16 protein-coding genes are annotated in these 19,896 nt (G+C 75.7%); 11 read left to right on the top strand and 5 right to left on the bottom strand.

Features of this window, described 5'->3' with window-relative positions; translation table 11 throughout:
• Positions 1-148: 148 nt before the first annotated feature.
• Positions 149-643, top strand: coding sequence for a MarR family transcriptional regulator (locus tag ACQKM2_RS05260; protein WP_427706771.1), 495 nt, complete (start codon positions 149-151; stop codon positions 641-643).
• Here the strand turns inward: ACQKM2_RS05260 and ACQKM2_RS05255 are convergent.
• A complete protein-coding gene (locus tag ACQKM2_RS05255) occupies positions 580-1,749 on the bottom strand; it encodes an alpha/beta hydrolase family protein (protein WP_427706769.1) in 1,170 nt (389 codons plus the stop codon). The genes ACQKM2_RS05260 and ACQKM2_RS05255 overlap by 64 nt on opposite strands.
• Before the next feature lie 89 nt (positions 1,750-1,838).
• Between ACQKM2_RS05255 and ACQKM2_RS05250 the strand changes: the two genes are divergently transcribed.
• The 6 genes from ACQKM2_RS05250 to ACQKM2_RS05225 all read left to right on the top strand — a co-directional run bounded on the left by ACQKM2_RS05250 (position 1,839) and on the right by ACQKM2_RS05225 (position 11,467).
• Positions 1,839-2,768 (top strand): LysR family transcriptional regulator, encoded by a 930-nt coding sequence (locus tag ACQKM2_RS05250; RefSeq protein ID WP_427706767.1) that lies wholly within the window; start codon positions 1,839-1,841, stop codon positions 2,766-2,768.
• Positions 2,769-2,843: 75 nt separating this feature from the next.
• Complete coding sequence (locus ACQKM2_RS05245; protein WP_427706765.1) at positions 2,844-3,263, top strand: hypothetical protein; 420 nt, start codon at positions 2,844-2,846, stop codon at positions 3,261-3,263.
• Positions 3,264-3,807: 544 nt separating this feature from the next.
• Positions 3,808-4,899, top strand: coding sequence for a PP2C family protein-serine/threonine phosphatase (locus tag ACQKM2_RS05240; RefSeq protein ID WP_427706763.1), 1,092 nt, complete (start codon positions 3,808-3,810; stop codon positions 4,897-4,899).
• Positions 4,900-4,943: 44 nt separating this feature from the next.
• A complete protein-coding gene (locus ACQKM2_RS05235) occupies positions 4,944-6,503 on the top strand; it encodes a lipase/acyltransferase domain-containing protein (RefSeq protein ID WP_427706761.1) in 1,560 nt (519 codons plus the stop codon).
• Positions 6,504-6,514: 11 nt separating this feature from the next.
• Positions 6,515-10,849, top strand: a complete 4,335-nt coding sequence (locus tag ACQKM2_RS05230) for an AAA family ATPase (protein ID WP_427706759.1) — start codon at positions 6,515-6,517, stop codon at positions 10,847-10,849.
• Positions 10,850-10,903: 54 nt separating this feature from the next.
• Positions 10,904-11,467 carry a hypothetical protein gene (locus tag ACQKM2_RS05225; protein ID WP_427706757.1) on the top strand — a complete coding sequence of 188 codons (564 nt, stop codon included), beginning with the start codon at positions 10,904-10,906 and terminating at the stop codon, positions 11,465-11,467.
• Here ACQKM2_RS05225 and ACQKM2_RS05220 read toward each other — a convergent pair.
• Entirely contained in the window at positions 11,419-12,348 is a 930-nt protein-coding gene (locus tag ACQKM2_RS05220) for a GNAT family N-acetyltransferase (protein WP_427706755.1), read from the bottom strand. The two genes, ACQKM2_RS05225 and ACQKM2_RS05220, sit on opposite strands and share 49 nt — an antisense overlap.
• 145 nt (positions 12,349-12,493) lie before the next feature.
• Here ACQKM2_RS05220 and ACQKM2_RS05215 point away from each other — a divergent pair, with 145 nt between their 5' ends.
• The gene (locus ACQKM2_RS05215; RefSeq protein WP_427706753.1) at positions 12,494-13,210 is read left to right on the top strand and encodes a DUF4232 domain-containing protein; all 717 of its coding nucleotides are present in this window, start codon (positions 12,494-12,496) and stop codon (positions 13,208-13,210) included.
• Positions 13,211-13,215: 5 nt separating this feature from the next.
• Here ACQKM2_RS05215 and ACQKM2_RS05210 read toward each other — a convergent pair whose 3' ends face one another.
• Both ACQKM2_RS05210 and ACQKM2_RS05205 read right to left on the bottom strand, forming a co-directional pair.
• Positions 13,216-13,743, bottom strand: a complete 528-nt coding sequence (locus ACQKM2_RS05210) for a DoxX family membrane protein (protein ID WP_427706751.1) — start codon at positions 13,741-13,743, stop codon at positions 13,216-13,218.
• A gap of 128 nt (positions 13,744-13,871) precedes the next feature.
• The gene (locus ACQKM2_RS05205; RefSeq protein ID WP_427706749.1) at positions 13,872-15,536 is read right to left on the bottom strand and encodes an FAD-binding oxidoreductase; all 1,665 of its coding nucleotides are present in this window, start codon (positions 15,534-15,536) and stop codon (positions 13,872-13,874) included.
• A 70-nt stretch (positions 15,537-15,606) separates the two neighbouring features.
• Between ACQKM2_RS05205 and ACQKM2_RS05200 the strand changes: the two genes are divergently transcribed.
• Positions 15,607-16,236 carry a TetR/AcrR family transcriptional regulator gene (locus tag ACQKM2_RS05200; protein ID WP_427706747.1) on the top strand — a complete coding sequence of 210 codons (630 nt, stop codon included), beginning with the start codon at positions 15,607-15,609 and terminating at the stop codon, positions 16,234-16,236.
• Positions 16,237-16,246: 10 nt separating this feature from the next.
• Here the strand turns inward: ACQKM2_RS05200 and ACQKM2_RS05195 are convergent, their stop codons facing one another.
• Complete coding sequence (locus tag ACQKM2_RS05195; protein ID WP_427706745.1) at positions 16,247-16,672, bottom strand: subtilase-type protease inhibitor; 426 nt, start codon at positions 16,670-16,672, stop codon at positions 16,247-16,249.
• Between the two features lie 383 nt (positions 16,673-17,055).
• Here ACQKM2_RS05195 and lanKC point away from each other — a divergent pair, with 383 nt between their 5' ends.
• Together lanKC and ACQKM2_RS05185 are read left to right on the top strand one after the other, a co-directional pair.
• The gene (gene lanKC / locus ACQKM2_RS05190; protein ID WP_427706743.1) at positions 17,056-19,695 is read left to right on the top strand and encodes a class III lanthionine synthetase LanKC; all 2,640 of its coding nucleotides are present in this window, start codon (positions 17,056-17,058) and stop codon (positions 19,693-19,695) included.
• Positions 19,692-19,838 (top strand): SapB/AmfS family lanthipeptide, encoded by a 147-nt coding sequence (locus ACQKM2_RS05185; RefSeq protein ID WP_401238381.1) that lies wholly within the window; start codon positions 19,692-19,694, stop codon positions 19,836-19,838. Before lanKC ends, ACQKM2_RS05185 begins: the two co-directional genes overlap by 4 nt.
• Positions 19,839-19,896: the final 58 nt, after the last annotated feature.

Raw genomic sequence — 19,896 nt, 5'->3', positions numbered from 1 at the left:
AGCCGACGTGCTCTTCGCGATGCTCCGCGACGGCACCTTCTACGAACCCCAACCCGCCCCATCAGCTTGACCAAACCCATAGGGGCACCCCCCCGGCCTCGACCCTTTCTCGACCCGGGTTCGAGGGGCCTCGTGTCAAGATCACCGGATGGGAACGACCACACCTCCGCCACATCCGGGAACAGAGCAGCGCTCCGGGGACCAACCCGTCGGACCCCCCGCCGCCTACGTGACCGGTGTCGCCTACGAGGCACTCATCGCGTACACCCGCGCCCGGCAGGCCGAGAAGGGCTACACCCAGCCCCAGTTCTGGCTGCTGCGGAACCTGTCGGTGAACGACATCTCGCCCGACGGCGAGGGGATGACCCTGCCCGCCCTGCGGGCGGCCATGGCCTCCTACATCCGGGCCGAGGACGACCTGGCGGCGGAGGCCGCGGTGCTCGTCGAGCGCGGCTGGCTGCGCCACGACGACGAGGACCGGCTGTGGCTCACCGAGGAGGGTGAGCGGGCCCGCGTCGAGTTCTCCCGCAACGGTCCCGCGATCCGCGCCGCCCTCCACGAGGGCATCGACGAAGCGGACTACGCCACCACCGTGAGGGTGCTCCGGCAGCTGATCCGCAACGCCGGCGGGACGCCCGTCTGACGGACCCCGCCCGGCCGGGCGGGGTCCGTCCCCGGGGCGGTCAGGGTGTGCGCGAAGTGGTCGGCGAGGCGGGGCAGCCAGTCCGGGCGGACGCTGCCGAGGAGGTGGTCGCCGTACGGGACGCCGAGGTGGCTGCCGTGCGGGGCCAGCCGGGCCAGCGGCTCGCCGTTCGTGACGCCGGGGATGACGTCCGCCCCGCCGTCGACGACCAGCAGCGGGGCCGTGATCCGGCCCGCCAGGGCGGACAGGTTCACCTGCCGTGCGAAGGCGCGTGCGGCGCCTTCGCCCCCGGTGCGGCGGGCCATGACGTCCCGCACCGGCGGGGGCAGTTCCTCCCAGTCGAGGCGGAAGGGCCCGCTGACGGTGGCGACCGCCGCCACCCGGGGCTCCAGGGCGGCGGCGCGGGCGGCGAAGTAGCCGCCCAGACTGAGGCCGACGAGGCCGACGCGCGGGGCCCCGAGCGCGTCGACGACCCGGCTGACGACCTGTTCGTACTCCGGCCGGAGGGTCGTCGTCCGCGCGAGGACGCCCTGTCCCGGGCCGTCCATCGCGAACACGGCCAGCCCCCGGGCCAGCAGCGCGGCCGCCAGGTCGAGGAACTCCTCCTTGGCGGAGTCCAGTCCGGGGACGACGACCACGGTGGCGGGCGCGTCGTCCGGGCCGCGCAGCCAGCCGGTGAAGCCATCGCCGCTCACCCGCCGCGCGCCGGGCTCCAGCAGGGCGAGCGCGCGGCCCAGGGCCTCGTCCGCGTCGGCGGCGGCACCGGCCGCACGGGCGTGGGGGGCGAGCGTGGCGAGGTGGAACCAGCGGGCCGCCATCAGCAGGTGTTCGCCGGCGGAGACGGACGAGGCCGCCCGGTCGGCGCGCGTGAGATGGGTGTGCGCGGTGCGGACGAGGGCCGGGCCCCAGTCGTCCAGGGACGTCAGGGCGCCGGTGACGCGGCGGTACTCGTGGGGGTCGACTCCCGCGCCGGTGGCGCGGGTCCACTGGGCGGCGGCGAACGCGTCGGCCTCGACCAGTGACCCGTCCGGTTCCGGGACCGGCCGGGGGGACTCGGCGAGGGCGGCCGGACGCGCCGGGTCCCCGGTGGGGGTCAGTCTCTGCATGCCGAGCATGCAACACCGGCGGCCGCCCGCTGATCCAACAACCGGAGCGCGCGGCCGACAACCAATGGTTGTCACCTATGGTGAGGGCCATGGATCTTGATGTGGCGCAGGTACGTGCCTTCGTGTGCGCCGCAGAGGAACTGCACTTCGGGCGGGCGGCCGGGATGCTCGGCATCTCCCAGCAGGCGCTGTCCAAGCGGATCGCACGGCTGGAATCCCTGCTCGGCACTCGACTGTTCGAGCGCGGCGGGACCGGCGTCCGGCTCACCGGGGCCGGGGGCCGGTTCCTCGCGCCGACCCGGCACACGGTGGCCGCCGCCGACGCCGCGGTCGCGGCGGCCGCCGGGACCGGCCGGCCGCTGCGGGTGGACGTCTGGGGGCACCTGTACGCGCCCATGCGGACGCTGGCCCGGGTGGCCGCGGGGGCCGGGGAGCTGGTGCCGGGGCACGGCCGCGACCTGCCGTCGGTCGCCGCGGCGCTGCTGGCCGGGGAGATCGACGCGGCCTTCGGCCGGGTCCACCCTCCGCTGCACGGCGGACTGGCGCACCGGCTGGTCCGCCTCGAACCCGTGGACGCCGTACTGAGTACCGCGCACCCGCTCGCGGCCGCGGCGGCGCTGCGGCCGGAGCAGCTGCGGGGCAGCGTGCTGTGGGCGCCCGGCACGCTGGACCGGCTCGACTTCCTCCACCGGTTCGCCGACCGGTTCGGCATCGCGGACCGGGCGTCGGGCATCAACCTGGGGCTGGGCCGCTTCCTCGCGGAGGTGGCGGGAGACCCGCGGCTGTTCTCGCTCGTGCCCGCCGACCTCCCGCTCCCGGACGTCCCCGGCCTGTGCCAGGTCCCGCTGGTCGACCCCACGCCGCTGTACGCCTGGTCGCTGCTGTGGCACACCGGCAACGGGCATCCGGGGCTCGGCCGCCTCACCGCGGCCTGTGCCGCCGAGGCGGCGCGCAGCCGTTGGCTGGAGTACGACCCGGCGCGCGACTGGATGCCCGAGCCTCCGGCGGGCGGGCGCTGACGGGGGCGGGAACGGCTGGGCGCGGCCGTGCGTCTCCCGCGTCACTGGAGGGCGGTTCGGCGGAGGGGCGGGGCGATGCGGGGTACCGGGGGCTGGGTCGTGGCGCTGGCGGTCGGGGTGCCGCTGACCGTGGCGGGGGTCGGGGTGGCGGCCGTCCTCCCGGGCGGCGGCGGGCCGGCCGCGGGCCCGCTGCACCGGGCGGTGGACGCGTACCTCGACGCGGCGGGAGGCGGCGGGCCCGGTCCGGCCGCCGCGCGGAGCGGCACCTGTCCGGCCGGGGGTGAGGATCCCGTGGCGGCGCTCCGCCGTCTCGCGCCGGCGTTCGGGCACCGGATCGTGTCGTCCACGGAGAGCGGGGACCGGGCCGCGGTGAACGTGGACCTGCTTCCGCGTACGGGCGACCGGGTCGCGGTGGTCCTGGAGCTGCGGCGGAGCGGTGAGCGGTGGGACGTCTGCACGGCCTCCGCCGGCCACGTGGAGGTCGACCCCTTCTGATTCCGAGGCCGCTGAGGGCGGCGCTCACGAGGCGTTCCGCGGTCGTGACGGGGGCCTGCCGGGACCTCCCGGACCGTCCGCAGCGGGGCGCCGACGAGGATCCCGGCCGGTGCCGGGCCGGCGCGCCCGGGTCGGCGGCGGCCCGGCGGCGGGTGGGGCCGTGGGGGGCCGCCTCAGCGGCGGGCAAGGCGGTCCGGTCTCCTTCGGCATTTGGGGTGCCCCTGGCGGGCGAGAGGGGAGCGAACTGATGACCGAGTCGGTCCGGGGCGGGTGCGGACCTGGCGGGGCCGGCGCACGCCCTGCGCGACCGGGCCCTGGCGGACCCCGGCGGCGTTTCCCGCTCCACGGCACGCCCGTCCCCGGCGGTGAACGCCCCCGGCCCCGGACCCGTTCACCGCCCACCTGGCGGAGTACCGCGACCCGGCCGGCGGGCACCCCGCGCCGCTGTTCGCCGCCGGACTCGACGCCCTGACGGCCCCCGGGAGCCGACGGCCATCCGCCGCACGGGGCGCTATGCCCCCATTGCGTAGATATCCTGTGAACTGTGATCGAGTCCGGACGGCCGCGGCTCCGTCGGCGCCCCGGCCCGGGAAGGCTTGTGCGGCTGTCGCCGGTCATCCTGACCGTCGTCATCGCCAGCCTGGCGTACACCACTCCGCCGGAGATGGCCTTCAGCCGCCTCCTGCCCGCCGCGCCGGCCCTCGCCGCCGCCATGTGGCCGGTGCTCCCCACCGTCCTGCTCGGCACGGTCTGCCTGATGCTGATGATCGGCCTCAGCCTCGTCTTCCCCGACCTCGGGACGTGGTGGACGGCCGCGGGGATCATCGCCGTCACCGTCGCCGCCGCGTACGGAAGCCACCTGCGGCTGCAGCGCGAGCGCACCCTGTTCCAGGTGAGGCTCGTCGCCGACGCGGCGCAGCAGGTGGTGCTGAGCCCGATGCCCCGCCGCTTCGGCGACGTCGCGATCGAGTCGCTGTACCTGGCGGCCGCGGCGGAGGCCCGCATCGGCGGGGACTTCTACGAGGTGGCCGACACTCCGTACGGGGTGCGGCTGCTCATCGGTGACGTGCGGGGCAAGGGGCTGCCCGCGGTGGGGTCGGCGGCGGCCATCGTCAACGCCTTCCGGGAGGCGGCCTACGACGAGACCGACATGGTCGACGTCGCACGCCGGATGGACGCCAGCAGCACCCGCTACAACGCCGCCTTCCCCGCCGACGGAGCGACGGAGCGGTTCGCCACCGCCCTGCTCGTCCAGATCCCGCACGGGGGCGGGTACATCGACATCCTCAACTGCGGGCACCCCCCGCCACTGCTCCTGAACCGGGGTGAGCTCCGGGTCCTCGAACCGGCGGTCCCCTCGCCGCTGCTCAGTCTCGCGGAGCTGATCGGCGATCACTACAGCGTCGACAGCTTCGAGTTCGCCCCCGGGGACCTGCTGCTCCTCTACACCGACGGGATCGCCGAGGCCCGCGCCCGCGACGGCGAGTTCTTCCCGCTGACGGCCTGGATGCGCCGTCAGCCCCCGACCCCGCCCCGCGAGCTGCTCACGGCGCTCCACCGGGACCTCGTCCACCACAGCAGGGGCCGGCTCGACGACGACGTCGCCGCCCTCGCCATCCGCCTGTGTGAACCCTGACGATCCTCCACCGCACGGGCCCCCGCTGCGTTAGGGTCCCCCGCATGAGGCGTGGGGGACCCGGGGGCACGGCCGACGGCGGCACGGGCGCGGCCGCCCCGCCGTGGCGCACGGATCCGCCGCCCGCTCCGGACGTGACGCATGACGCGGTCGTCGTGGTGCCCGGCATCATGGGCAGCGCACTGTGGGACACGTCGGGGGACCGCCCCGTGTGGGGGCTGAAGCACCCGGCGGCGATGCTGTCGCTGTTCACCCGCGCGGACGGCCTGCGGCCACTGCACCTCGACGAGCGGGAGCTGGCCGGCGACTACGGCAGGATCCGGGCCACCGGCATCGTGGAGGTCCCGGTCTGGGCTCCGTTCCTCAAGGGCCTGGAGAGCCTCGGCGCGCTGCGCCGGGCCGTGCGCGCCAGCGTGGCCGACCCCGCGGCGGTGCTGGAGTTCGCCTACGACTGGCGGCTGCCGGCAGAGGTCAACGGAGCGCTGCTGGCCGAGGCCGCCCACCGCCACCTGGACCGCTGGCTGGCGGACGACGCGCACGACCTGGCCCGGCGGCTGCACCCGGACGGGCGCGAGGCCCGGCTGGTCTTCGTCGCGCACTCCATGGGGGGCCTGGTCACCCGCGCCGCCTTCGAGCACGCCGCCTCCCAGGGCAGCGACCTCGTCCCCCGCACACGGACCGTGCTCACGCTCGGGACGCCCTTCCTCGGCTCCCTCAAAGCCGTCCAGCTGCTCAACGGCCACCGGGCCTACCCGGTCCCCGACCGGCTGCTGCAGCGCATGCAGGCCCTCGCCGCCACCCTGCCGGCGGTCCACGACCTGCTGCCCGCCTACCGGTGCGTGGACGCCGGACAGGACGTCCGCGGGCTCGACGCCGGCGACGTCAAGAGGCTCGGCGGCGACCCCGGACTCGCCTCCCGGACGCTCGGGAACCACGAACGGCTGCGCCGCCGCCGCGTGCCGATGGGCGTGCACCGGGCCGTCGTCGGCACCACACAGCCCACCCCCCAGACCATCGTGCTGGACAACGGCGTCGCACACGTGCGGTACACCGCCTTCCTCCCGGACCGCTCCGGCGAGGTGGGCCGCGACGTCAACGGCGTCCCGCTGCGCCGGGACCGGCGGGGCGACGGGACCGTGTACCGGGACGCCGCCGTGCCCGGCCCCGACGTACCGGCCGAATACGTGCCCCTCACCCACGGGGCGCTCGCCAAGGACGACCACGTCCTGGCCCACGTCCGTGCCGTCCTGACCGAGCACGAGCTGGGCGCGCTGCAGGGCGACGGCGACCGGGCGTTCGGCCTGGAACTCCCCGACAGCGCCGTCGCCGGATCGAAACTGGAGCTGAATCTGCTGCCCGCACCCGACACCGTCATCGACAGCCTCAACGGCATCACCTGCTCGGTCCACGAGGCGGCGAGCGGACGCCGCGTCGCCAGGCCGAGGCTCCGCCGGCGGGACGGCGTCGTCGGCGCGTCCGTGACGCTGCCCGCGCCCGGCCTGTACCGGGTCCGCGTCAAGGCCGACGGCCGAGGCCCCCTGACCCAGCTCGTCCTGGCCCTCCCCCGCGACCCGGTCGCGGCGGACGGCGGGGCCGGGCGGTAGGCGGCCGCGGCATGGGTACCGACGCCCCGGCGGAGGGCGACGCCGAAGGGCCCCTGTTCTTCCCCGTGGACATCGGCCGCTACCGCCACCACGCACCGCTGGACACCGACACCGAAGTCGCGGGCGTCGCCGCCCTGCTCGCACCGTTCGGCGCCCGCCCCGAGCCGTGGACCGCCGACCCGGAGGAGCGGGGTGCGGACGCCGTCGACGACCGTCTCGAACACTGGTCGGTACGCGCCCCCGCGGGCGACACCGTCCTGTACTGGGTCGGCCACGGCTCCGCCGACGGGGCCTCGACCGCACTGCTCGCCCACTCCCGCAGCCCGAACCCGCTGACCCGCAACGGCGTCACGCCCCAGGACCTGCTGCACCACGTGAGGACGCGGCAGCTCTCCGAAGGAGCCGGCTGGGCCGTCGTCGTCATCGACACCTGCGACTCGCGCCGGTTCATCGAACTGATGAGCGCGCAGGCCACCACCGACGCCGACGTCGGCGGCTTCCTCCTCGTCGCCACCTCCCAGGACGGCGCCGCCACGCTCGGCGCGTTCCGGCGGACCCTGGGCAACGTACTGGGCGTGACCTTCCGGGCCCAGGACACCGTCAACCTGGACGACCTGGCCCGGGAACTGAACCGCGCCCTCTTCGACCGGGTGGCGATCGCCCACACCGACGGCACCGCGGAACTCCGCCGCGTCTGGCCCACTCAGGCCGGACACATGCAGGCCCCACTGGACGTGGAGGCCGAGATCGAGTCCGCCCTCGCCGCGATGAGCGCCGACGAGCGCAGGCACTTCGCGGCCAAGGCCGCCGGTGGTGAACTCGGCGAACAGAACTGGTACTTCGAGGGCCGCGAGCACGAGCGGGACGAGATCCTGTCCTGGCTGGACGGGGCGGCGGGCGGCATGCTGGTGGTGACGGGAGCAGCCGGAGCGGGCAAGTCCGCCCTGCTCGGCCACGTGCTCGTGCACACCCGGCCCGAACTCGCCGCCGTCCTCACCCGCGCGGGCCACCTCGCACCGCTGCCGCCCGGCGTCCCGCGCGCCGCCGACACGGTCGACCTCGCGGTCCACCTCACCGGCGCCACCGCCCACGCCCTCGTCGACCGCATCACCGCGGCCGCGGACCTCGGGCCGGCCCCGGCGGTCGCGACCGTGCCGGAACTGGCGCAGTGGCTCACCGGCGCGTTCGCCGCGAGGCGGAGCGGCCGGACGGCGGAACCGGGCCGGCCCTTCACCGTCCTCGCCGACGCCCTCGACGAGGCGCACCAGCCCCTGACCCTCGCCGCCGAGGTCCTGGGGCCCCTCTCCCGCACCCCGGGCGTACGGGTCCTGGTCGGCACCCGCCGCTCCACGCAGGAGGGACCCGACCGGCCCGCACCCACCGGCCAGGACCTCCTGGACGCGCTCGGGCCGGGCCCCGCCCAGGGGATCGGGGGCGGCACGAAGGTGGTCACCGTCGGCCCCGATCCCGAGGCCATGACCCGCTACATCCGCCGCCGGCTGGACGTCGCGCACGAGAACGGCTCCCTGACGGCCGACCCCGCGGATCTCGACGGCACCGCGCGCGTCCTCGGCGGCCTCGACCGCGAGTTCCTCTTCGCCCGCCTGGCCGTGCACGAGATCCTGGGCGCCCCGGAACTCGCCGCCGACCCGGCACCGCTCCAGGACTGCGACCACCGCGCCCTGTTCGCCCGGGCCGTCGCCCGCCTGACCGCGCGGGACCCCGTCAACGGGCTCCTCCTCGAAGCGCTCGCCCTGGCCCGGGGGCACGGGATGCCCGACCGCGACGGGGTGTGGGCGACCGCCGCCAACGCCCTCGCCCCGGACACCGGCGGCCCGGCCGTCCTCGCCGGGTCCGTCACGGCCCTCACCGTCGCCGCGGCGCCCTACCTGATGGCCGACCTCGAACACGGCCAGACCGTCTACCGGCTGGCCCACCGCACGTTCGCCGAACACTTCGCCGCCCCGGACGACGGCCCCGACGAGCGCCACCAGCACATCACACGGCACCTCGCCGGCGGAGCGGACACCCGGCTGCCGGACACGCCGCCCAACCCGTACCTCGTGCACCACCTGCCCGAACACGCCGCCCTCGCGGGCCCGGACGGCTGGGAGAGCCTCGCCGCCCACCCGCGCGTCCTCGACCGCCTCGACGTCCCGGCCCTCACCCTGCACGCGGTGCTCTCCGCGTTCGGCCGCCACCCGCTCCCCCCGGCCGTCGCGGGCGTGGTCGCGCACCAGCACCTGCTCGCGGACGCCGCCCCGGGGGACAGGACGGGCCTGCGGCAGCTCGGCACGGTGCGGATCAGCGGTGACCGCCTCCCGCCCGTGGAGGACGCCCCGGACCCCCGGCGCACCTGGTCCGTGCGCTGGGCGGACATCGCGTGGGAGCCGCTCCACGTCGTCCTGAACGAGGCGTCGGGCCGTGTCTCCCACATGATCTCGCTGACCGCACGGGACGGCTCGCCGCTCCTCGCCACCTACGGCGAGAACACCGTACGGATCTGGGATCCCGTCACGTTGCGCCCGACCGGCCCGCCGCTCACCGGCCACAACGCGGGGGTGAGCGCAATGGCGGCGTTCACCGGCGAGGACGGCCGTCCGCTGCTCGCCACGGCGGGCCGGGACGGGACCGTGCGGGTCTGGGACCCCGCCACCCACGCCCAGGTCGGCCCGCCCCTCACCGGCCACGAGGGCTCCGTCAACGCGCTCACCACCTTCACCGGACAGGACGGGCGCCCGCGGATCGCCACGGCGGGAGGGGACAAGACCGTGCGCGTCTGGAACCCGGCCACGGCCTCCCAGGTGGGGGCCTCCCTTACGGGACACGTGCACGCCGTAGACGCGATCACCACGTTCACCGGCTCCGACGGGCGGGCCCGGCTGGCCAGTCTCGACGCCTACGCCATCCGGATCTGGGACCCGGTCACCCGGAGACAGTCGTCCCGCCCGTACGTCGAGACGGATTTCGGTCTGCGCCGCCTGGTCGCCTTCACCGGCCCCGAGGGCCGCGACCTCCTCGCCACGGTCCGCCGCCAGGCGCGCCCCCCGGAAATATTCTTCCTGGACCCGGACACCGGCAGCCGGCACGAGATCGACTGGATCGTTCCGGGACCGAGGCCCCGCACTCCTGCGGACACCTTCATCCCCGAACCCGAGGGGCAGGCCGTCATCGGGATCCCCGGACCCGACGGGCACACCCTCCTCGCGGTCCAGGCCGAAGGCAGGGTGGGGCTGTGGGACCCGGTCAACCGGTGTGAATCGGCTCCGCTCGTGACCGGCACCATGGGGCCGCTCGACGCGCTGGCGGCCTTCCCCGGACCGGACGGGCGCACCCTCCTCGCCACCGCCGACCGAGGTCGGGTCCGCGTGTGGGACCGCGTCACGACCGGCCCCGGCCGGGCGGCGGCGGACAGCCAGGACCCCGAGGTGAAAGTGCTGGCCTCGATCCCCTCGTCGGACGGACGCGTCCTCCTCGCCGCCTCCGACGGGCGCGACTCGGTCCGGATCTGGGACACCGGCACGTCCACGCCGACCGGGCCCGCCCTCACCGGCCACTTCCTCGGCGTCACCGCGCTGACGGGATTCCGGGGAAGCGCGGGAGAACCCCTCCTGGCCAGCGCCTGCCACACCGGCGAGGTGCTGCTCCGCGACCCGGTCACCCGGGCTCAGTTGGGACCGGCCATCAGGGGCGGCCGGCACTTCGGCGACGCGCTCAACAGCGTGGGTTCGATGGCCGCCTTCACCGGAGCGGACGGGCGGAGCCAGTTCCTGGCCCTCTGCCTCGGCAAAGCGGTGCGCCTGGTCAACCTGACCACCCGGAAGCGGATCAGACAGGCCATCCGTCACACCGACGCGGTGTACGCGGTGGCCGCGTTCGCCGATCCGACAGGGCGGCCGTTGCTGGCGACGGGCGGCAAGGACGGCGCCGTACGGATCTGGGATCCCGCCACCCGCACACAGGTCGGCCCGCCCCTGACGGGGCACGCCGGGTCGGTCAACGCCATGACGGTGTTCACCGGCAAGGACGGCCCCCTCCTCGCCAGTTGCGGCAACGACGGCACCACGCGGATCTGGGATCCCCGAGCCCGTGCCCCCGTCGGACCGCCCTTCACCGGATACGGCGGGACGACCGTGGTGGCGTTGCCCGGACCGGACGGAAGGCACCTGCTCGCGTCGGCTGGCTCGGGAACCGTGCTGATCTGGGACCCCCTCAGCCGGGAGGTCCGTCACACCATCGGCGTGCCGATCAACAGTATCCAGCTGGCCGTGGCAGGGCCGGATCTGGCCGTCGCCGGATGGGAAGGGCTGGTGGTCATCAGGGTGGAGGGCGACGGGCAGCCGTAGTGACGTGCGCGGTCACGGCGGCGGGCGGGGCACCGGGCCCGCTACCCTGCCGACATGGTGTCCCCCTCCGGTCCCGGCCGTCCCCGCCGCCGCCTCGCACTGGCGGTGGCAGCCGCCGCGGCCGTCACGGTGGGCGGCCTCTGGCTGTACCGGGACCCGGCGCGGCAGGGCGACTTCGCCTCGGACCCGCGTCCCTGCTCGCTCGTGACGGCGGCCACGGCCAGGCTGGTGGCGGGGCCGGCGGAGGGCGTGGAGACCGGTTCGGCCTGCGTCTGGGCGGGCCCCGGTCCGGGACCTGACCCGCAGCCGGTCCTGGAGGTGCGGGTGTCCCGGCTGGGGACGCGGGAGGCGCGGGAGAGCTTCCAGCGCGTCAAGGAGCAGTCCGAGGGCAAGACGGGCCCGATGACGGCGGAGCTGTCGGACTTCGGCGACGAGGCGTTCTCCCGCATCCGGAACTCCGACGGGCCCCGGGTGACGAGCGAGGTCTGGTTCCGCCAGGGCAACGTGGTGATCGCGGTCCGGTACGCGCCCGTCGACGGTGACGTCGACCCGTCGTCCCACGCGGGCGCCTACGAAGTGGCCACGGAGGCGGCGGCCCGGCTCGGCAAGGGCAACTGACGGCCGGGCGGCGGCGCCGGGCGGGTGTAGGAGTGGAGGGTGTCCACCTCCCTGAACCCGGCCGACCGGTAGAGGGCGGTGGCCGCGGTCCGGTCGTCCTCGCCGCCCCGGCCGGTGTTCGTCTCGACGTAGAGGAAGGCCTGGCGGGCGCCGTGTGCGCCGAGGGCGTCCAGTGCCGATCCCAGCAGCGCCCGGCCGATGCCCCGGCGGCGTGAGGGCGGCCGGACGCCGATCCACCACAGTGCGCCGGCGCCCTCGACGGGCAGGCCGATCACCGCCTCGGCCTCGGCGGCGGCTTCGCCCCGGCGGACTTCGAGACGGCGGGCGTGGCTGTCGCCGGGCTCCGGGACGGTGCGTACCCGTGCGGCGCGCGGCAGGTCCGGCGCGGGCAGGTCGATCAGGAGGTACCGCCACTGCGGCTCGCCGTGGAACCCGGCCCGTTCCAGGGCCTCGTGGGTGGCCTCCCGGTGTGCCCGTGGCAGCGCCTCCAGTCCCCGGGTGAGGGCGGTCGCCAGCTGGAAGGCCTCGACGGGACGCGGGCCGAGGGCCGCGAGCGCCCCGCCGACGAGCGCGTCGGCGGTCCTCGGGTCCTCCCGGCAGTGCAGCCACAGGATCAGGCCCGTGGCGTCCTTGGGCCGCAGGGCCCGGGAGACGACGCCCAGTACGGTGCCGTCGGGACCGACCGCGACGTGGGTGGCGGGCGGGTCGAGTTCCGCCCACCAGCCGCCGTCGACGGGCGAGCGGCCGGCCAGCGCCTCGCGGAGCGCCTGCGGTGTCGCCACCGGCTGTCCGGGGAGGCGGTCGGCGTTCACCAGGGACAGGACCGCGCCGGCGTCGGCCGGGGCGTAGGGGCGCAGTGTCAGGCGTGGGGCGGAGGGCACGGTGACGACTGTGGCAAGCGCCGCCGCCGTTGTCGAACGCGGTGTGCGGCGGGGCGCGCCGGAGTGTCGCAGCACCCGGTCGACTCCCTTGTACGGAGCACCGGTTACGGTTCCCGGACGCAAGCACCACACGGGGAGTTCCATCATGCGCATCCACCGGCGCCGTTCCGCGGCCCTGGCCACCCTCGCCGGGCTCGTCCTGGGTCTGACCGGCTGTGAGGGCGGTGGGACGAGCGCGGCGCCCGCGGCGGGCACGGGCGCTCCGGCCTCCCCCGCCGTTGCGACGTCCGCGCCGTCGGACTCGCCGACGCCGACTCCGACTCCGACGCCGTCCCGCAGCGAGACGCCGGCGGCCACCGCGAGCCCGGCCGACGCGGGTGGCGACGGCAAGGTCCCGGGCGGCGGCGGGGGCCCCGGCACCGACGACGGCTACGCCTACACCCACCCCTGTTCCGCGCGGAACCTCACCGTCAGGGTGACCGCGCCGGAGGGCTTCCCGGCCACGGTCCGCGTCATCACGGTGACCAACAACGGCTCCACCAGCTGCGGGCTCGACCTGCACCCCGCCGTCGGTTTCAGTGCCAAGGGCACCGCCCTCGGCATCCAGGCGACGCCGCCCGAGGGCATCGGCGGTCCGGCGCACCCGGTCCGGCCGGGTGCCACCACGTACGCGGCGGTGGACCTCGACCCGTCGGGCGCGGGCGGGCCCGTCGCCGACGAGATCAACATCCTGGCCGACGGCTACCACATGCCCAACGCGGACGGCGTCAGCCTGCCGCTCACCACGCCCGGCGCCGTCGTCAAGCCGAGGGTCGGCCTGTACCACTCCACCGCCCGCGACTCGTTCAAGACCCTCTCGTAGCCGCTTCAGCCGGTGTTCCCGTCGGCGTCCTGCCGCCCCTTCGCCCGCTTGCCGACGACCACGGCCGCCGCGACGGCGCTGGCGCCGAAGGCCAGCCCGAGCATCCACCGCTGGTCGAAGGTGTGGCCGGTGGCGTGGTCGAGGGAGTAGCGGCCCGCGCCGGCGAGGCCGATGGCGGCCGCGGTGAACCCGAGGAAGGCCGGGTACTCGAATCCGCCGGACTGCGCGAAGAAGCCGGCCGGGGCGTGGACGGCCACCGCGCCGGCCATGGCACCCGCCGCCGCGGCGCCGGCGGCCGGGGTCGCGAGCCCCAGGACCAGCAGGGCCCCGCCGCCGGTCTCACCGAGCCCGGCGGCCAGGGCGCTCTGCCGGCCGGGGGTGAAGCCCATGTGCTCCATGGCGGCGGCGGTCTTCTCCAGGCCGCCGCCGCCGAACCAGCCGAACAGCTTCTGGGTGCCGTGTGCCATGAGCACGGCCCCGGTCCCGGCGCGGAGGGCCAGCAGTGCGAGGTCGCGTCGGTTGATGCAGCTCATCGAAGTCTCCCTGGGACACGGGGCCGGATGCCGATGCCGGATGCCGGGAACATCCGTAACCGTTCCGGGCGGCGCCGCCCCGCGTACGGGAACAGGTCCCGCCGATCGGGCGAGCGGCGGGCGGCCCGTCAGCCCACGAGGACGCCCGGGTTGAGGATGCCGCGGGGGTCGAGCGCGTCCTTCGCGGCCCGCAGGGCGAGGGCGAAGGGTTCGGGGCGCTGGAGGTCGTAGCCCGGCCGGTGGTCGCGTCCCACGGCATGGTGGTGGGTGATGGTGGCGCGGTACCGGTGCAGGACCTCGCCGGCGACCGCCTTGAGGTCGTCCCACAGGGCCACTCCGTCCTCGGGCCGTCCTGCGGCGAGGACGGTGAAGTAGGGGGCCGCGCCGTCCGGGTAGACGTGCGTCAGGCGGCAGTTGACGGTGGCGGGGTGTCCGGTGGCCTTGAGGGCGGCCGCGCCGACCTCGGCGCGTACGGCGTCGATCAGGGCGGGGACGCGGTCCCAGGTGGCGGCCGTCTCGAAGGTCTCCGCCACCGCGCCCATCCGGACGAGGCCGTCGCGGAGGTAGGGCATCCGCAGGAAGGCGGCGCGCCAGGCGCCGACGGCCGCGTCGCCGGCCGGTGTCCCGTCGGGGCCGTGGTCCGGGCCGGTGTTCCCGGCGGGCCCGCCGCCGTGGGAGCGGGCGTCGGCGGGCCGGCCGCCGTGGGAGCGGGCCAGTTCGACGGCACGGGCGAGCCTGCCGTCCACCGGTTCGTGCGCGGACTCGAAGCCGAGGACGAGAACGGAGCCGCCGTCGTGGGCGGCGCCCGACAGGGCCGCCTCGCCCGGGTCGAGGAGGCGGCAGTTGGCGGGTGAGAGGTCGGACTGCGCGAGGTCGCGCACCGCGCGGAGGGCGGCGTGGAAGTCCGTGAAGGAGACGGCCGCGGAGGCTTTGTGCCGGGGGCGTGCCTGGAGCCGCATCCAGGCCTCGGTGATGACGCCGAGCGCGCCTTCGGAGCCGAGGAAGAGGCGGTCGGGCGAGGGGCCCGCGCCGGAGGCGGGCAGCCGCCAGGAGCCGCTGGTGCCGGCGGGGGTGACCACCCGCATCGACTGGACGAAGTCGTCGATGTGCGTGCGTCCGGTGGCGTAGTGGCCGCCGGCCCGGGTGGCGAGCCAGCCGCCGAGGGTGGAGAACTCGAAGCTCTGCGGGAAGTGGCGCAGGGTCAGGCCGTGCGGGCGCAGCCGGGCTTCCAGGTCCGGCCCGAGGGCGCCGGCCTGGATGCGCGCGGCCCGCCCCTCGGTGTCGACCTCCAGGACGCGCCGCATCGCGGTCAGGTCGAGGGACAGCACGGCCCGGTGGGCGTCACCGCGGTACTCCACTCCCCCGGTGACCGAGGAGCCGCCGCCGTACGGGACGACGGCGGTCCCGTGGCCGCCGGCCCAGTCGAGGAGGTCGGCCACGTCCTGCTCGCCGGCGGGGCGGGCGACCAGGTCGGGGATGCGGCCGGGCTGCCCGCGCAGGGCGCGCGCCACGTCGCGGTAGGCCTTTCCCATGGCGTGGGCGGCCCGGTCCGCGGGGTCGGCGGTGACCAGGTGGGCGAGGGCGGCCGGCGGCTCGACGGCGGGGGCGCCGATGCGGCGGCCGCGTACGAGGTCGCGTACGTCGGGGACGGGCAGGGGGCGGGCGAGGGTGCCGGGGAGCAGGGCGCCCATCGCGACGCATTCCGCGTCGGCGGGGTGCTCGTCGGCCCAGCCCCAGCCCCACCAGGAGCGGGTGCGGGCGTGCGGAGCCGGGCGGGGGGTGGTGCCGTCCATGGAGGTACTCCAGAGGTCGCCGTGGCACGAACTTACCTTGAGGTAAATTACCTACTGGTAAGATCGGCTCATGGCAACCCCTTCTTCCAAAGCCGGCACCAAGGGAGTCCCCCGCGAGCTCCGCGCGCGGCAGATGCTGGACGCCGCCACGGAGGAGTTCGGCGCCCGCGGCTACGCCGCGGCCTCGCTGCCGGCGATCGCGGCGCGGGTCGGCGTCACCAAGACGCTGCTGCACCAGTACTTCGGCACGAAGGAGGACCTCTGGGTGGCCTGCCTCGTACCGGTCGGCGACCGGCTGCTGGGAGCGGTCCGCACGGCGATGGGGCCGGACGGGACCACCCCGCAGACCCCGTTGCGGGTGCTCGACGCGATCTTCACCGCACTGGAGGGGCGGCGGGAGTCGTGGTTCGTGCTCTACGACACCACCCTGCCCCCGGGCGGGGAGGCGGCGCGCACGGCCGCCGGGTACCGGTCGGCCATCGACCGGCTGGCCGCGGCCGGCACCGCCGAACTGCTGAGCGGTGCCGGATCCGACGACCCGCTGGACGCCGACGCGCTGCTGTACGTGTGGCGGGACCTGGTGGCCACCCTGGTCCGCTGGTGGGTCAAGCACCCCGAGGAGACCCCGGAGGCGATGACCCGGCGCTGCGCCCGCCTCTTCGCGGCGGCCGCGGCGCTCGCCCCGGAGGGCGGCCGCTGATCCCGCGGCGTCAGAAGGCGTAGAGCGGGTTGCCGTTCAGGGTCGCCGCCATCTCGCAGGGGTTGGGGAAGGTGTGCTGCCAGGCGATGCGGCTGCCGCGCCAGACCCCGTCCGCCGTGACCGTGACGGGGGCGTACTGCCGGGGGCAGGGGCGGTCCGGGGCCGGGGCGGCGAGCAGGCGGTCGAGCTTCCCGCCGGTGGCGCCCAGCGCGTCGCACGCGGCCCTCGGGTCGGGGTGCGTGCCCTCGGCGGTGTAGGCGCAGCTGAGGGTGACGGCCCGGAGGGCGGTACCGGTGGCGGCGTCCCGGCCCTGGACCACGCTGAAGACCATGGCGGACGGACCGTGCGGGGTCGCGGGCGCGGCCTCCGCCGCGCCCGTGGCGCCGGCGAGGCAGAGGAGGGCGGCGGCGGAGACTGCTGCTAAGCGGTGACGCACGACAGGACTCGCTTTCGATTCAAAGGTTGAAACTGGCCCTATCTCTGCTATCCAGCGGCCAGTTGGGGGTGACACTGCCAGATCCCAAAGGCCTCCGCATATCGAGGATCGATTTACGGACGGCCCGTTCGGATATCGGATGCCTGGTGGCGGCGGCCTCCGGTTCGCCGGGGGGCCGTCCAGCGTGACCGGATCGAAGCGGCGGCGGGGCCGGCGAAGGGCCGGATCCGGGGCGGAGGCGGGCCGGAGGCGGGCCGGACGCGGGGCGTGCGGGAGCCCTGGTGACCCGTGCGTACTGCACGCCGGGCTGGTGACAAACGCGACTGTCGCGGGCTCCTCGCCACGTGCCACCTTTGCTCCCGTCACCGACCGAGGGAGCAGGTGTGAACAACGGGCACGCGGCCTTCTGCGACGCCGACCGCTGGTTCTACGACGCCCCGTACCGGCGCGCCGGCGAGGAGTTCCCGGCGGCCACCGCCCCCGTCCCCGAGGGCTGGCGCTCGCACCGCAGCGGAGACTGGCTGGCCCTGCGGCCCCTCGGCCTCCCGCTCCCCTCCCAGGGCTGGAAGATCCACGTGTCGGCCCGCCTCGACAACGCGGAGTCCGTCCTCGACCGGGTCCACGGCTACTGCGTGGAGCGGCGGACCGCCTTCAAGTTCGTGCCCAGCCGCTACCTGCTGCACCTGCGCAACGCCAAGTACGCGGACCGCGCGGCGAGCGGCAAGTTCGTCACCGTCTACCCCGCCGACGCGGACGCCTGCCGGAGCATCGCCGAGGACCTGGACGCCCTGCTGGCCGGCGAGCCCGGCCCGTACGTCCTCAGCGACCTGCGCTGGAACGACGGCCCTGTGCACCTGCGTTACGGCAGTTTCACCCTGCGGCACTGCTACGACGAACACGGCGAGCTGGTCCCCGCGATCGAGGAGCCCGGCGGACGGCTGGTGCCGGAGGTGCGCGGTCCGGTGTTCCGGCCGCCCGCCTGGGTGGAGCAGCCGGACTTCCTGCGGCCGCACCTGGAGCGGCGCTCCGCCGTCACGCTGGAGGGCATGCCCTACACCGTGGAGCGGGCCCTGCACTTCTCCAACGGCGGCGGGGTGTACGCGGCCCGCGACACCCGTACGGGAGAGGCGGTCGTCCTCAAGGAGGCCCGGCCCTTCGCGGGGCTGGCCGCCGACGGGGCGGACGCCGTGGCCCGGCTGCACCGGGAGCACCGGGCGCTGGAGCTGCTGGCCGGACTGGACTGCGTACCCGCCGTGCGCGGCGCCTTCACCGTCGGGGACCACCACTTCCTGGCGCTGCAGTACCTCGACGGCAAACCCCTCAACACCTACTTCGCCCGCCGCCATCCGCTGATCGAGGCCGACCCCGGCCCCGCGGAGCTCGCCGCCTACACCGACTGGGCGCTGAAGATCCACGCCCGTGTGACGGAGGCCGTCGACGCGGTCCACGCCCGCGGCGTCGTCTTCAACGACCTGCACCTGTTCAACATCATGGTCGCGGAGGACCCGGACACCGGCGAACCCTCCGTCGCGCTGCTCGACTTCGAGGCCGCCGCCCACGTCGACGAGGGCCTGCGCCAGACGGTGGCCAACCCGGCCTTCGTCGCACCGCCCGGCCGGCGCGGCTTCGCCGTCGACCGGTACGCCCTGTCCTGCCTGCGCCTCGCCCTGTTCCTGCCGCTGACCAGCCTGCTGGTGATGGACCGGGGCAAGGCCGCGCACCTCGCGGACATCGCCGCCGGGCAGTTCCCCGTACCCCGTTCCTTCCTCGACGAGGCGGTACGGGAGATCCTCGCGGATCCCGACGAGGGCTCCCGCGCCCGGCGGGCACCCGCCCCCGCCCGGCCGTACCTCCCGGCCCGCCCCGAGGACTGGCCGTCCGCCCGCGCCTCCCTGACGGCCGGCCTGCGCGCCACCGCCACCCCGGAGCGCGAGGACCGCCTCTTCCCGGGCGATCCGGCCCAGTTCGCCACCGCCGGCGGCGGTACGGCCTTCGGCCACGGGGCGGCCGGGGTCCTGTACGCGCTCGCCGAGACGGGCGACGCGCCCTGGCCGGAGGCCGAGGAGTGGCTGCTCGCCCGGACCCGGGACCCCGAGTCCGGCACCCCGCTCGGCTTCTACGACGGCCTCGCCGGACTGGCCTGGACCCACCACCGGCTCGGCCACCACGAGCGCGCGTCCGCCCTGGTGGAGCGCCTGCTCGCGCAGCCGTGGCGGTCCGCCGGACCCGACCTGCACGGCGGCCTCTCCGGAATCGGACTCGCCCTCGACTCCCTCGGCACCGCCACCGGCGAGAGCGCCCTGCACGACGCAGCCCTGCGCTGCGCGGACCTGGCCCACGCCGCCGCCCCCGGGCTGAAGCGGGCGGGGCTGCTGTACGGGCAGAGCGGGATCGCCCTGCTGCACCTGCGCCTGTACGAGCGCACCGGCGACCCCGAACTGCTGCGGCGCGCCGGGCACTTCCTGCACCGGGACCTGGACCGCTGCGTGACCAGCGCCTTCGGCACCCTCCAGGTGGACGAGGGCTGGCGCACCATGCCCTACCTCGGCGCGGGCAGCGTGGGCATCGGCGTGGTCCTCGACGACTGGTCGCGGCACGCCCGGGACGACCGCTTCGAGAAGGCCCGGCCCGAGATCGTCCGGGCGGCCCAGGCCACCTTCTACGCCCAGCCCGGCCTCTTCCGCGGCGCGGCCGGAATGATCCTGCACCTGTCCCGGACCACCACCCCCGGTCCCGGCACCGGTCCCGCGGACATCGGCCGGCAGATCGAGGCCCTGGCCCGCCACGCACTTCCGTACGAGGGACACCTCGCCTTCCCCGGCGAGCAGATGATGCGCCTGTCCATGGACCTGTCGACCGGCACCGCCGGGGCCCTCCTGGCCCTCGGCAGCGCCGCCACCGGCGGACGCGTGCACCTGCCGTTCCTCCCGCCGCCGCGCACCGCGGCGGCCCCAGAGCCGGTCCCCCACCGGGGGGCCGTGACCCATCGGAACACACCAGCGAAGGAAAGGAACCAGCCATGACCCTTCTCGACCTGCAGTCCATGGAGACCCCGAAGGAAGAGAACACCGAGGCGGCGCAGCTCGGCGGCGGCGGCGGTGGCGGGAGCCGCGCCAGCCTCCTCCTCTGCGGCGACAGCAGCCTGAGCATCACGACCTGTAACTGATCGGGTCACTTCGGGCCCGGGCGGACCCCCGCCCGGGCCCGCACCTCATCCCGGGCAC

The sequence above is a fragment of the Streptomyces sp. NPDC004126 genome (genome assembly GCF_050275515.1).
GTDB lineage: Bacteria > Actinomycetota > Actinomycetes > Streptomycetales > Streptomycetaceae > Streptomyces.
Note: the sequence above shows the minus strand (reverse complement) of the source record. Positions and strands in the feature narration are given on the sequence as shown.

Coding starts and splice junctions, on each gene's coding strand:
- ACQKM2_RS05260 (WP_427706771.1), top strand. CDS start 149: ATGGGAACGACCACACCTCCGCCACATCCGGGAACAGAGCAGCGCTCC.
- ACQKM2_RS05255 (WP_427706769.1), bottom strand. CDS start 1,749: ATGCAGAGACTGACCCCCACCGGGGACCCGGCGCGTCCGGCCGCCCTC.
- ACQKM2_RS05250 (WP_427706767.1), top strand. CDS start 1,839: ATGGATCTTGATGTGGCGCAGGTACGTGCCTTCGTGTGCGCCGCAGAG.
- ACQKM2_RS05245 (WP_427706765.1), top strand. CDS start 2,844: ATGCGGGGTACCGGGGGCTGGGTCGTGGCGCTGGCGGTCGGGGTGCCG.
- ACQKM2_RS05235 (WP_427706761.1), top strand. CDS start 4,944: ATGAGGCGTGGGGGACCCGGGGGCACGGCCGACGGCGGCACGGGCGCG.
- ACQKM2_RS05230 (WP_427706759.1), top strand. CDS start 6,515: ATGGGTACCGACGCCCCGGCGGAGGGCGACGCCGAAGGGCCCCTGTTC.
- ACQKM2_RS05225 (WP_427706757.1), top strand. CDS start 10,904: ATGGTGTCCCCCTCCGGTCCCGGCCGTCCCCGCCGCCGCCTCGCACTG.
- ACQKM2_RS05215 (WP_427706753.1), top strand. CDS start 12,494: ATGCGCATCCACCGGCGCCGTTCCGCGGCCCTGGCCACCCTCGCCGGG.
- ACQKM2_RS05210 (WP_427706751.1), bottom strand. CDS start 13,743: ATGAGCTGCATCAACCGACGCGACCTCGCACTGCTGGCCCTCCGCGCC.
- ACQKM2_RS05205 (WP_427706749.1), bottom strand. CDS start 15,536: ATGGACGGCACCACCCCCCGCCCGGCTCCGCACGCCCGCACCCGCTCC.
- ACQKM2_RS05200 (WP_427706747.1), top strand. CDS start 15,607: ATGGCAACCCCTTCTTCCAAAGCCGGCACCAAGGGAGTCCCCCGCGAG.
- ACQKM2_RS05185 (WP_401238381.1), top strand. CDS start 19,692: ATGACCCTTCTCGACCTGCAGTCCATGGAGACCCCGAAGGAAGAGAAC.